This is a genomic window from uncultured Intestinimonas sp., assembly GCF_944387245.1.
GTDB lineage: Bacteria > Bacillota > Clostridia > Oscillospirales > Oscillospiraceae > Intestinimonas.
In genome coordinates, this window is record NZ_CALXEE010000003.1 from 1 (window position 1) to 12,469 (window position 12,469).

Annotated in this window: 13 protein-coding genes; 7 read left to right on the plus strand and 6 right to left on the minus strand. The window is 59.8% G+C overall.

The window, feature by feature from the left end:
• Positions 1-371 precede the first annotated feature (371 nt).
• The 5 genes from Q0K15_RS00900 to Q0K15_RS00920 all read right to left on the minus strand — a co-directional run bounded on the left by Q0K15_RS00900 (position 372) and on the right by Q0K15_RS00920 (position 5,586).
• Positions 372-1,508 (minus strand): ABC transporter substrate-binding protein, encoded by a 1,137-nt coding sequence (locus Q0K15_RS00900; RefSeq protein WP_294510684.1) that lies wholly within the window; start codon positions 1,506-1,508, stop codon positions 372-374.
• A gap of 60 nt (positions 1,509-1,568) precedes the next feature.
• Positions 1,569-2,459 carry an ABC transporter permease gene (locus Q0K15_RS00905; protein ID WP_294510687.1) on the minus strand — a complete coding sequence of 297 codons (891 nt, stop codon included), beginning with the start codon at positions 2,457-2,459 and terminating at the stop codon, positions 1,569-1,571.
• A complete protein-coding gene (locus Q0K15_RS00910; RefSeq protein ID WP_294510690.1) occupies positions 2,456-3,313 on the minus strand; it encodes an ABC transporter permease in 858 nt (285 codons plus the stop codon). The genes Q0K15_RS00905 and Q0K15_RS00910 overlap by 4 nt, the downstream gene beginning before the upstream one ends.
• A complete protein-coding gene (locus Q0K15_RS00915; protein ID WP_294510693.1) occupies positions 3,300-4,505 on the minus strand; it encodes an ABC transporter ATP-binding protein in 1,206 nt (401 codons plus the stop codon). The genes Q0K15_RS00910 and Q0K15_RS00915 overlap by 14 nt, the downstream gene beginning before the upstream one ends.
• 100 nt (positions 4,506-4,605) lie before the next feature.
• On the minus strand, positions 4,606-5,586 hold the full coding sequence (locus Q0K15_RS00920; protein ID WP_294510696.1) for an RluA family pseudouridine synthase: 981 nt from the start codon (positions 5,584-5,586) through the stop codon (positions 4,606-4,608).
• Positions 5,587-5,711: 125 nt separating this feature from the next.
• Here Q0K15_RS00920 and Q0K15_RS00925 point away from each other — a divergent pair, with 125 nt between their 5' ends.
• The 6 genes from Q0K15_RS00925 (at position 5,712) to Q0K15_RS00950 (ending at position 11,007) form a co-directional block, all read left to right on the plus strand.
• Complete coding sequence (locus Q0K15_RS00925; protein WP_294510699.1) at positions 5,712-6,221, plus strand: DUF177 domain-containing protein; 510 nt, start codon at positions 5,712-5,714, stop codon at positions 6,219-6,221.
• A gap of 41 nt (positions 6,222-6,262) precedes the next feature.
• Positions 6,263-6,463 (plus strand): 50S ribosomal protein L32, encoded by a 201-nt coding sequence (gene rpmF, locus Q0K15_RS00930; protein ID WP_130849259.1) that lies wholly within the window; start codon positions 6,263-6,265, stop codon positions 6,461-6,463.
• A gap of 129 nt (positions 6,464-6,592) precedes the next feature.
• Positions 6,593-7,960 carry a DUF512 domain-containing protein gene (locus tag Q0K15_RS00935; RefSeq protein ID WP_294510704.1) on the plus strand — a complete coding sequence of 456 codons (1,368 nt, stop codon included), beginning with the start codon at positions 6,593-6,595 and terminating at the stop codon, positions 7,958-7,960.
• A gap of 29 nt (positions 7,961-7,989) precedes the next feature.
• Positions 7,990-9,315 carry a ribosome biogenesis GTPase Der gene (gene der / locus Q0K15_RS00940; protein ID WP_294510707.1) on the plus strand — a complete coding sequence of 442 codons (1,326 nt, stop codon included), beginning with the start codon at positions 7,990-7,992 and terminating at the stop codon, positions 9,313-9,315.
• 3 nt (positions 9,316-9,318) lie between these two features.
• Entirely contained in the window at positions 9,319-9,999 is a 681-nt protein-coding gene (locus tag Q0K15_RS00945; protein ID WP_294510710.1) for a glycerol-3-phosphate acyltransferase, read from the plus strand.
• A 6-nt stretch (positions 10,000-10,005) separates the two neighbouring features.
• Positions 10,006-11,007, plus strand: coding sequence for an NAD(P)H-dependent glycerol-3-phosphate dehydrogenase (locus Q0K15_RS00950; RefSeq protein WP_294510713.1), 1,002 nt, complete (start codon positions 10,006-10,008; stop codon positions 11,005-11,007).
• A 100-nt stretch (positions 11,008-11,107) separates the two neighbouring features.
• On the opposite strand, the gene rpmB is transcribed toward Q0K15_RS00950, so the two are convergent.
• Positions 11,108-11,296: a 50S ribosomal protein L28 gene (gene rpmB, locus Q0K15_RS00955; protein ID WP_294510716.1), complete on the minus strand. Its 189-nt coding sequence runs from the start codon at positions 11,294-11,296 to the stop codon at positions 11,108-11,110.
• Between the two features lie 223 nt (positions 11,297-11,519).
• Between rpmB and hprK the strand changes: the two genes are divergently transcribed.
• Positions 11,520-12,467 carry an HPr(Ser) kinase/phosphatase gene (gene hprK / locus Q0K15_RS00960; RefSeq protein ID WP_294510719.1) on the plus strand — a complete coding sequence of 316 codons (948 nt, stop codon included), beginning with the start codon at positions 11,520-11,522 and terminating at the stop codon, positions 12,465-12,467.
• The last annotated feature ends 2 nt before the right edge of the window (positions 12,468-12,469 follow it).

Here is a 12,469-nt window from a genome sequence, read left to right on the forward strand (position 1 = left end):
AAATATAAAAACAGTGTACCTCATTGCATGGCATTTGGCAAGTAAAAAAGGAGACATCCCAAGAGGATGTCTCCTTTGAGCCTGTCGACAAAGTCGACAGGCTCTCTCGCACGTGCAAGCACGTGCTCGAAGAGATGCAGGCCGCTGCGCGCATAATTTGTCCGGAGCGGCCAAATTCCACACTTGCGGCCTGAGAAGTGTTTTTTCCGAGGCACATGTCCCCGGAAAAAACAGATTTGACTTGATTCCGTCGTCTGCGGACGACGGAACTCTGCGAGGCTCTTGCATACGATTTGACATATGGGCACTTTTTCGACAGAGTGAAAGGAGACATCCCAAGAGGATGTCTCCTTTGTGTGTGAGCGGTCGGCTCAGAGGCCCAACTCGATCCAGAGGTCGTTGTAGAGGGTGCGGGTGGCCTCGGGGAGGACCAGGTAGGACTCGCAGCGGTCCAGTACCTCCTGAGGAGCGGCCATGATCTCATAGAGCTCCATGTCCAGAGGCTCGCCGTAGGTCTCCTCATAGTAGGCGGGGTACTGCTCCAGGGCCTCGGTATTGGGGGAGGCGTACCAGATGTAGTCCATGTTGGCCAGGTTGGCTTCGGTGGAGGCCAGGAAGTTGATCCACTCGTGGGCCTCGTCCACGTTCTGGGCGTCCTTGAGGATGCACATGGCATCCACGAACCAGTTGGAGCCCTCCTCGGGGACCACGTAGGCCAGGTCGGGGTTGTTCTCCAGCATGGTCAGGTAGTCGCCGGCATAGTAGGTGGCGATGGCGGCGTTGCCCTGCTCCATCTTCTGGAACACCTCGTCCATGACCTTGCCCTGATAGACACCCTTGGACACGGCGTCGGAGAGGAGCTGGAAGGCCTCCCGGATCTGGGCCTCATCGGTGGTGTTCACGGAGTAGCCCAGGTAGTAGAGGGCCATGCCCAGGGCGTCCCGGGAGTTGTTGATGAGGAGCACGTCACCGGCATACTTCTCGTCGAACATGGCGCTCCAGCTGGTGATGGGCTCATCCACCATGGTGGTATTGTAGATGATGCCCAGGGTGCCCCAGGTGTAGGGGACGGTGTAGAGGTTCTCGGGGTCGTAGGACAGGTTCTTGAACCGGGCGTCGATCTTCTCAAAGTTGGGGATCTTGCTGTAATCCAGGGGCTGGAGCATATCCTCCTCGATGAGCTGGGAGATCATATAGTCAGAGGGGCAGATGACATCATAGTTGGCGCCGCCGCTCTTGAGCAGGGAGTACAGGGCCTCGTTGCTCTCAGCGGTCTGATAGTTGACCTTGATCCCCGTCTCCTCCTCGAATTGAGTGATCAGGTCTTCGTCGATGTATTCGCCCCAGTTGCACACATTGAGCACGCGGTCACCGGTATCGGCGCTGCCTTCACTGCCGCTGCTGACTGGCGTGCTGGTGTCGGTGCTCACTTGCTCCACGGAGCAGCCGGTCAGGAACAGGCCCATCGTCAGGGAACCGGCGAGGGTCAAGGCTACGAGTTTCTTCAATTGATCATTCCTCCAGTTGAATAGGTGATATTATCTTCAGGCCCCTTGGGCCAAAAGACCTCAGTCGAACCGCTGCGCGGCGGCGGCCTTTTCCGCCCGGGCCTCCCGGACATTGACGATGACCAGCAGGATGAGCACCGTCACGAAAAGCAGGGTGGACACGGCGTTGATCTCCGGACTCACCCGCTTCTTGGTCATGCCGTAGATGGCCATGGCCAGGGTGGAGGTAGCGGAGCCGGCAGTGAAGTAGGAGATAACGAAGTCGTCCACGCTCATGGTGAAGGCGATGAGGGCGCCGGAGACGATGCCGGGCATGATCTCAGGCAGAATGACCTTCCAAAAAGCCTGGAACCAGGTGCAGCCCAGATCCTGGGCGGCGTCCACCAGGTTCTTGTCCATCTGCCGCAGCTTGGGGCCCACCGACAGGATGACATAGGGGATGTTGAAGGTGATGTGGGCGATGAGCAGGGTGCCGAAGCCCAGGGTGAGCCGGGGAAAGGTGACGCGGTAGACCTCGCCGAACAGGCTGAAGGTGATACGGTAGTTTTCGGCAAACTCGTTCCAGAAGCCGAAGACCGCCACAAAGAGCAGGCACAGGCTGACGCCGGTAACGATATCGGCGTTCATCATGGGGATGGAGTTCACCGTCATCAGGGGGTCCCGCCACCGGCGGCGCATGGCATAGAAGCCGATGGAGGCGAAGGTGCCGGCCACGGTGGCGATGGCGGTGGCCAGCAGGGAGACCAGCAGGGTGGTGTAGATGCTCTGCATGATCAGCCGGTCCTGGAAGAGCTCCACATACCAGTGGAGGGAGAAGCCCTTCCAGACCACGCTGCTGTTGCCGGAGTTGAAGGAGAAAACGATGAGCAGGAGGATGGGAGCGTACAGGAAGAGAAAGACCAAGCCCATGAACAGCCGGTTCATGAAACCGTTTTTCTTTTGCAGACTCATAGCAGCACCGCCTGTTCCTCGCCCTCGCCGAAGTGGTTCATGACCCACATACAGACGATCACGATGAGCATCATCACCAGGGCGATGGCGCTGCCCAGGTGGGGGTTGTAGGCTCCGCCCAAGAACTGCTGCTCGATGAGGTCGCCCAGCAGCATCTGGGCGCCGCCGCCCAGCAGGCGGGAGATGGCGAAGGTGGACACCGAGGGGACGAACACCATGGTCACGCCGGAGAGGATGCCGGGGAGGGAAAGGGGGAAGATCACCTTCCGGAAGACGGCGGTGGAGTTGGCCCCCAAATCCCGGGCGGCCTCCAGCAGGGAATTGTCCAGCTTGACGATGACAGAGTAGATGGGCAGGATCATGAAGGGCAGGTAGTTATAGACCATGCCCAGCACCACGGCGCCCTGGGTGCCGATCATGTGGAAGTACTGGATGTCGGTGCCGAAAATGGCATTGATGAGGTCAAAGAACCCGATGGCGGAGAAGAACTGGTTGATGAGACCGTTTTTCTCCAGGATGGACATCCAGGAGTAGGTCCGCAGCAGGAAGTTGACCCACATGGGGAGCATAATGAGCATCATGCCCACCCGCTGGAACCGGGGACCCTCCTTGGCCATGATATAGGAGAGGGGATAGCCGATGAGGAGACAGACGAAGGTGGCGATGATGGCCAGCTTGAAGGAGCGGGTAAAGATGACGGTATAGGTCCCCATCCGGGCAAAATTGTCCAGGGTAAAGCCGCCGCTGGCGGTGCTGAAAGCGTAGATCACCACCATGATGATGGGGGCGACAACAAAAAGGGCCATCCAGACCACGTAGGGGATGGCCAGGAGGGGGCGCTTACTCTTCTTCATGGCCGTCCTCCCGGAAGCTCTCCTCCTGTTCAGGGTCGTAGTCTGCATCGCCGATCTCATCATATTCCTCGGAATAGGAGGAATAGTCGCCGAACATGCCGGAATAGGCGCTCTTCTTCATGACGTGGATGCCGTCGGGATCGATCTTGATGCCGATGTGGCTGTCCACGGGGCAGAAGTCGGTGGTCTGGATGAGCCACTTGAAGCCGTAGAAGTCCACGATGGTGTCATAGTGGACGCCTTTGAAGGTGACAGAAGTGACTGTGCCCTTCAGCTGGCCGCTGGCCTCGTCCACGATGTCCACGTCCTCGGGCCGGATGACCACGTCCACCGGCTCGTCCTTGGCAAAGCCCTTGTCCAGGCACTGGAATTTCCGGTTGAAGATCTCCACCACCCCGTCGGCGCGCATGATGCCGTCGATGATGTTGGACTCGCCGATGAAGTCGGCCACAAAGGCGTTTTTGGGTTCGTTATAAATGTCCTCAGGGGTACCGATCTGCTGTATACGGCCTCCATCCATGACCACCACCGTGTCGCTCATGGCCAGGGCTTCCTCCTGGTCGTGGGTCACGTAGATAAAGGTGATGCCCATTTCCTGCTGGATGCGTTTGAGCTCATTCTGCATATCTTTTCGCAGGCGCATATCCAGGGCGCCGAGGGGTTCGTCCAGAAGGAGCACCTTGGGCTGGTTCACCAGAGCCCGGGCGATGGCCACCCGCTGCTGCTGGCCGCCGGACAGGGCGGAGATGGAGCGCTTTTCAAAGCCCTTGAGGTTGACGATTTCCAGCATCTCCATGACCCGGCGGCGGATCTCCGCCTCGGGGATCTTCACCTTGCGGGTGACCGGCTTGCCGTTGACCTGGGTGGTCTCGGTGCTGCCCAGACGAAGGCCGAACGCCACGTTCTCGAACACATTCAGGTGGGGGAACAGGGCATATTTCTGGAATACGGTGTTCACCGCCCGTTTGTGGGGGGGAACATCATTAATCCTCACGCCGTCAAAAAAAACGTCGCCAGAGGTGGGGGTGAGAAAACCACCGATGATACGCAGGGTGGTCGTCTTGCCGCACCCGCTGGGACCCAGCAGCGTGAGGAATTCCTTGTCATTGATATAGAGGTTTAAATGATCCAGTACAATGTCATCGTCGTAAGACATGACGCAGTCCGTCAAACGGATGAGCTCCTTGGACATTTATCACCCTCCTCTCCAAATGATAGCCAGATTCCGACGGAAAATGGCAAGGTACAATATATAATGTCTCCCCTGAAATGTCAATGGATTTCCCGCAATTTTACAGGGTATTTTTCCGGGGCTGACGGGGGAAATATTCCTCTACAAAATCAACCTGTTCCACCTGCCAGCTTTTTCCGTTGAGGGGCTCCAAAACGCCGGCGTCGGTGGTGAAGGAAAAGACCAATTTATAGGACCAGAGTGCCTGGAACTTCCGGTCATAGCGCTTGTTGTCCCGGTTGCGGCCGTACTTGCCGTCGCCCAGGAGAGGGTGGCCGGCGGCGGCAAACTGGGCGCGGATCTGATGGGTGCGGCCGGTGATGAGCTCGCACTCCACCAGGGAGAGCCCATTCTGCACCTTCAGGGTCTTGTAGAGGGTGACGGCGGTCCGGCCGCCGGGCACCGGCGTCTTGTGGACGGTGACCTGGTTTTTGCTCTCGTCCTTGGAGAGAAAGCCCTCCAGCTTGCCCTCGGGCGGGTTCATGCGGCCATGGATGGCGCACAGGTAATACTTTTCGATCTCCCGGTCCTTGATCTTCTGGTTCATGATGCGCAGGGCCTCGGCGGTCTTGGCGGCGATGACGATGCCGCCGGTGTTCCGGTCGATGCGGTTGCACAGGGCGGGGGTGAAGGAGTGCTCCTGACGGGGGTCCCACTCCTTTTTTTGATAGAGGTAAGCCTGGATGTGGGTGATGAGGGTGTTGACATACTCCCCCTGGTCGGGGTGGACCAGCAGGCCGGGGCGCTTGTTCACCAGGAGGATGTGCTCGTCCTCATAGACGATGTCCAGCTGGGGCTTGAAGACGGAGAGGAAGGCGTTCTCCGGGGCGGGGGCGTCGAAGAACTCGTCGTTGATGTAGAGCTGGAGTACATCGCCCACCGCCAGACGGGTGTCCCGCTTGGCCCCCTTTCCGTTGAGCTTCACCCGCTTGAGGCGGATGTATTTCTGGGCCAGGGGAGCGGGGAGGAGGGGCAGGGTCTTGCCCAGCCAGCGATCCAAACGCTGCTCGGCGTCGTTTTTTGTCACGGTAAACTCTCTCATGGGGACCTCCCGGTTGTGGTAGTTGCATACACTCTATCATATTTTAGAAAAAAAGTGAAGAAAGTATTTGACATTGACAGAACTCTTGACTATAATATTTGACGTGCCATTATGCGAGGTGTGCCATGCGACTGAACCTGAAGAACATCATCAATGTGCCCGGAGGCGTGTGCCCCTTCTCCTATGAGTTGGATCTCTCCGACCTGGAGTTCGGCGGCGCCCACCCCATCGACCAGCCGGTCCTGGTGACCGGACAGGTCCGCAACATGGCGGGTGCGCTGGTGCTGGAGGGAACGGCCGCCACCACGCTCCATCTTGTCTGTGACCGGTGCGCCAAACCGTTCGCCCGGGAGAAGACGGTCCGCTTGGAAACGCTGCTGGCCCAGGAGCTGGCCGACGAGCGGAGCGACGACGAGATCGTCCTGCTGGACGGAGACGAGGTGGATCTGGACGACGTGGCTACCACGGCGTTCGTCCTCGCAATGGATAGCAAGAACCTCTGCTCAGAGGACTGCAAGGGCATCTGTCCCGGGTGCGGCGTTGACCTCAACGTGGAAGCATGCCGGTGCAAGCCCGAGGTAGACCCCCGGCTGGCAGTACTTGCCAAGCTTTTGGAGGACAAAGAGAGCGAGTAAACTAGCAGTACCCGCGCAGGGTATTCAAGGAGGTGTCACAAATGGCAGTCCCTAAGTCTAAAGTATCCAAGCAGCGTCGGAACAAGCGCCGGAGCTCCGTGTGGAAGCTGGAGACCCCCGGTCTCAACAAGTGCCCCAAGTGCGGCGCTTACCGCCTGCCTCACCGGCTGTGCAAGTCCTGCATGACTTACAATGGCCGTGAGTTCGGCAAGGTCGAGGCCACCGAGTCCAAGGCCAACTAAACAGGCAAAAAGAAATGAGGGGGCAACCCCTCTTTCTTTTTGCCCTTCTGCAAGAAGGGATGCTTTCCTCTTCCATTTTGCCTGCAATTCGGGTACAATAAGACGAGTAACGGATAAGGATGTGAGCCTGTGAGCACGAAAATACGTTCGGTGGACAGCGGCAGCCCGGCGGAGCGGGCAGGCGTCCGCCCGGGGGAGACCCTGCTGGAGATCAGCGGCCACCGGGTGGTGGACGTGCTGGACTACAAGTTTTACGGCTACGACGCCAGGCTCACCCTGACGCTCCAGGGGGAGGACGGCCAGCGGCGGACGTTGAAGCTCCGGAAGGAGGAGGGGGAGGACCTGGGTCTCAACTTTGAGACCTACCTCATGGACCGGGCCCGCTCCTGCGCCAACCAGTGCATCTTCTGCTTTGTGGACCAGATGCCGCCGGGAATGCGGAAGACCCTCTATTTTAAGGATGACGACGCCCGGCTCTCCTTCCTGCTGGGCAACTATATCACCCTCACCAACCTCTCTCAGCGGGAGATCCAGCGGATCTGCGATCTGCGGGTGAGCCCGGTCAATATCTCCGTCCACGCCACCGACCCGGAGCTGCGTACCGCCATGCTGAAGAATCCCCGGGCGGGGGAGTGCCTGGACGTCATGAAGCGGCTGGCGGCGGCGGGGATCGAGATGAACTGCCAGGTGGTGGCCTGCCCCGGCGTCAACGACGGCCCCGCCCTGGACCGCACCCTGCGGGAGCTTGGGGAGCTCTATCCCCAGGTGAACAGCGTGGCGGTGGTGCCGGTGGGGGTGACCAAATTCCGGGAGGGCCTGTGTCACATCGACCCCTATACGCCGGACCAGGCCGCCGCCCTCATCGATCAGGTGGAGGCCTTCGGACGGGCCTTCCAGGCCGGACACGGCACCGCCCTGGCCTGGTGCTCCGATGAGTTCTACCTCATCGCCGGCCGGAAGCTGCCGGAGAAGTCCTATTATGAGGACATGGCCCAGCTGGAGAACGGCGTGGGTATGCTGCGGCTGCTGCTGAGCCAGGCCGCTATGGCCCTGGAGGACCAGGACCCCGGGGCCGCACCTCCCGCCTTTTCGGTGGCCACCGGTGTGTCAGCGGCGCCTTTTGTGCAGGAAATCGTTGACATGTGCCGGGAAAAATGCGATAAAATAAGGGGAAAGGTCTATCCTATCCGTAACCGTTTCTTCGGCGAGACCATCACGGTGTCGGGACTCATCACCGGCGCCGATCTGGTGGAGCAGCTCAGGGGGGCGGAGCTGGGGGAGGCGCTCTATATCCCCGCCAACATGCTCCGGTCCGGGGAGCGGGTCTTCCTGGACGACGTGACGGTGGAGGAGGCCCAGGCCGCCCTGGGCGTCCCCATCATCCCTCTGGATGAGGAGAGCGGCTTCGACCTGGTGGACGCCATCTTCGGCCTGCCGGTGGAGCACACCGGCCATGTCCTCCCGCCGGAGGAGGAATACTACCGCTACAATCCGTAAGGAGTATCAATAGAAAGGATGTGCCGCCAATGAAACCTCTTGTGGCCATCGTTGGACGCCCGAATGTGGGGAAGTCCATGCTGTTCAATAAACTGGTGGGCAAGCGCCTCTCCATCGTGGAGGATACCCCCGGCGTTACCCGTGACCGGCTCTATGCCGAGGCAGAGTGGTGCGGCCATACCTTCGACATCGTGGATACCGGCGGCATCGAGCCGGGTACCGACAGCGAGATCCTGACCTTCATGCGCAAGCAGGCGGAGATCGCCATCCAGAACGCTACGGTCATCATTTTCCTCTGTGACATCAAGACCGGCCTCACCGCCTCCGACCAGGAGGTGGCCAACATGCTCCTGCGCTCCCGGAAGCCGGTGGTGCTGGCGGTGAACAAGATGGACCAGGTGGGTGCCACCAACCCGGACATCTATGAGTTCTATAACCTGGGCCTGGGCGACCCCATTGCCGTCTCTGCCGTCCATGGCCACGGCACCGGCGATTTGCTGGACGCCTGCGTGCAGTACTTCCCCGAGGAGGAGGAGGACGACACCCCCGACGACGTGGTCAAGGTGGCCGTCATCGGCAAGCCCAACGTGGGCAAGTCCTCCCTCATCAACCGCATCCTGGGGGAGGAGCGGGTCATCGTCAGCAATATGGCGGGCACCACCCGGGATGCTGTGGACAGCTATTTTGAAAACAAGCAGGGCAAGTACCTCTTCATCGACACCGCCGGTATGCGGAAGAAGTCCAAGGTGGACGACCGCATCGAGAAGTTCTCCGTCCTCCGTGCCACCATGGCCATTGAGCGCAGTGACGTCTGCCTCATCCTCATCGACGCCAACGAGGGGGTTACTGAGCAGGACACCAAGGTGGCTGGTCTGGCCCATGAGGCGGGCAAGGCCTGCATCATAGTGGTCAACAAGTGGGACGCCATTGAGAAGGACGACAAGACCATGGACCGCATGCGGGAGGAGGTCCGCCGGGACCTCTCCTACATGACCTACGCCCCCATCGTCTTTATCTCCGCCCTCACCGGCCAGCGGGTGAACCGACTCTTTGAGCTCATCAACTACGTCAACGACCAGGCGGCCATGCGTATCACCACCGGCATGCTCAACACCCTCCTGGCCGACGCCACCCAGCGGGTCCAGCCTCCCACAGACAAGGGCCGCCGGCTGAAGATCTTCTATATGACCCAGGTGGGCGTGAAGCCTCCCCACTTTGTCTGCTTCTGCAACGACGCACAGCTCTTCCACTTCTCCTATCAGCGGTATATCGAAAACCAGATCAGAGCCACCTTCGGTCTGGAGGGAACGCCGGTGCGGCTGACCATCCGGCAGAAAGGCGATAAGGAGGAATGACGGATGGCACCAATGAACTCAGAGGTCTCTCAGGGCTTTCTTTTCCTGGCTGGAGTATTCTTTGGGGTGGCGGCAGTTGCCTACTTCCTTGGATGCTTCAATGGTGCGGTCATCGTCTCCAAGTATATTCTGCGCAATGACATCCGCAACCACGGCAGCGGCAACGCTGGACTGACCAATTTCCACCGGGTGTTCGGAGGCGGGCTGACCTTTGTGGTCATCCTCTGTGACGTCCTCAAGGCGATCCTCGCCGTTTTGATCGGAACGATGGTCATCGGTACGGTGGTGGGCGGCTGGATGGGGCCCGTTCTGGGTAAGTATTGGGCCGGCCTCTTCTGCCTGCTGGGACATATGTTTCCCTGCATGTTCCAGTTCAAGGGCGGAAAGGGTATCCTCTCCGGCGGTACCATTGCCCTCATGCTGGATTGGCGCATTGCCCTGGTGGTGTGGGGAGGATTCCTGATCCTCACCGCGCTGACCCGCTGGGTGTCCCTTGGCTCCTGCTGGGCGGGAGCGTCCTTTCCGTTTGCCACTTGGTTTGTCTATCATGATGTGATCCTGCTCCTGCTTGCCATCCTGATCGGCGGCCTCATTCTCTGGAAACATCGGACCAATATCGGTCGACTTTTGAAAGGTGAGGAGAACAAGCTTACCTTTCACAAGAAAAAGGAAACGGGGGTATAAATAACCGTGAAGGTAGCTGTCATTGGTTCTGGCGGCTGGGGCACAGCTCTGGCGATGCTGCTTTTAGAAAATGGAAATGATGTGACGCTCTGGTCCTATTCAGAGGAGGAGTCCAAAGTCCTGCGGGAGACAGGGGAGAACCCCATGCTCAAGGGTGTGCCCCTTCCCAAGGAGCTCAAGTTTACCACCGATCTGGACTGCGTCGCCGGCTGCGGCGTGGTAGTCCTGGCCACTCCCTCCTTCGCCGTGCGGAGCACCGCCCGGCAGATGGCGCCCCACCTGACGGCGGGCACCGTAGTGGTGTCGGTGTCCAAGGGCATCGAGAAGGAGACCTCCACCACACTTACCGAGGCCATCCACGAGGAGCTGGGCCCGGACTATCCGGTGGTGGCTTTGTCCGGCCCCTCCCACGCCGAGGAGGTGGGCCGAGGCGTCCCCACGGCGGTGGTCTCTGCCTCCAAGGACCAGAAGGCCGCCGAGCTGGTCCAGGACCTCTTTATGAACCCCCGCTTCCGGGTCTACGCCTCCGACGACGTGACGGGCGTGGAGCTGGCCGCCGCGCTGAAAAACGTCATCGCCCTGTGCGCCGGCTGCTGTGACGGCATGGGCTGCGGGGACAACACCAAGGCCGCCCTCATGACCCGGGGTCTCACCGAAATCGCCCGGCTGGGCGTGGCCATGGGCGGGCGGAAGGAGACCTTTGCCGGTCTGGCCGGTGTGGGCGACCTCATTGTCACCTGCACCTCCATGCACTCCCGGAACCGCCGCTGCGGCATCCTCATCGGAAAGGGTATGGAGCCCACCCAGGCCGTCAAGGAGATCGGCGCGGTGGTGGAGGGCTATTACGCCGCCGCCAACGCCAAGATCCTGGCGGACAAGCTGGGGGTGGAGATGCCCATCGCTTCCGCGGCCTATGAGGTCCTCTACCACGGTAAAGATCCCAAGGTGGTGCTCCAGGAGCTCATGACTCGGGAGAAGAAGCACGAGATCGAGGACAGCTGGGTATGACAAAAAGGCCCTCCGGCATTGCCGGAGGGCCTTTTGATGTGTTGCGGGGAAGAGATAAAAAAATTCCGCACGACATCGTGCGGAATTTTTTATCCAATTGTCACACAGCGCGGGTGACCTTACCCGAACGGAGGCAGCGGGTGCAGACGTACACGTGCTTCGGGCTGCCGTCGACAATCGCCTTGACGCGCTTCACATTGGGCTTCCAAGGACGATTGGAACGGCGGTGAGAATGGGACACCTGGATACCGAACACAACGCCCTTATCGCAAAACTCGCATTTGGCCATGATTCCTTCAACCTCCTCGCTGGTCAAAGTTTCGCTCATAACAAAGCATCGAATGATATGATAGCAGATATTTTGGAAAAATGCAAGTGCTAATTTCGATTTTCTCCGCAAATTTCCCCGGAAGCGGAATAGCCGTTGCGAAACAAGGGGAAGTCGGTTATACTAAGGTGGAAAAAGCGCCCTGAAGCAGGGCGCACACGGCACTGGATAAGGAGTGGTGGATGTGGAGAACCGTTATTCCGTCAAGCTGGGCAAGCTCATCGAGGAATTTGAGCTGGAAGTCCTCCGTGGGGCGGAGAACTACCAGGATGTGCTCATACAGCGGGAGGATGTAAACCGTCCGGGCCTACAGCTGGTGGGCTTTTTCGACTATTTTGACGCCAAGCGGATGCAGCTTCTGGGCCGGGTGGAGAGCACTTATCTGGAGCAGATCAGCTCGGAGGAGCGCTGCAAGTGCTTCGATGCCTTCCTGGCCCACGACATCCCCGCTCTGGTCATCACCCGGGGAATGGAGCCTTTCCCGGAGCTGATGGAGATGGCGGAGAAATACGACCGCACCATCCTCCGCACCCAGGAGACCACCACCGCCTTCATGGGGGCGCTGATCCTGGCCCTGCGCAACTACCTGGCGCCTCGGATCACCCGTCACGGCGTGCTGGTGGAGGTCTACGGCGAGGGTGTGCTGCTGCTGGGCGAGTCCGGTGTTGGCAAGAGCGAGACGGCCATCGAGCTGGTGAAGCGCGGCCACCGGCTGGTGGCCGACGACGCCGTGGAGATCAAGCGGGTGGGCGTCAAGCGTCTGGTTGGCTCCGCCCCCGAGCTCATCCGCCACTATATCGAGCTGCGCGGCATCGGCGTGGTGGACGTGCAGCAGCTCTTTGGTATGTCTGCCGTCCGTGAGGACCAGGACATCGATCTGGTGGTCAACCTGGAGCAGTGGAACGACGAGACCATGTATGACCGCCTGGGCCTGGAGCAGCTCTATACGGTGATCCTGGACGTGAAGGTCCCTGCCCTTACTGTGCCGGTGAAGCCGGGCCGGAACCTGGCCATCATCGTGGAGGTGGCGGCCATGAACAACCGCCACAAGAAGATGGGCTACAATGCGGCCCAGGCCTTCACCCAGCAGATCAACGAGCACTTTGACCAGGCCCTGAGCGGCCAGTTGTAAGC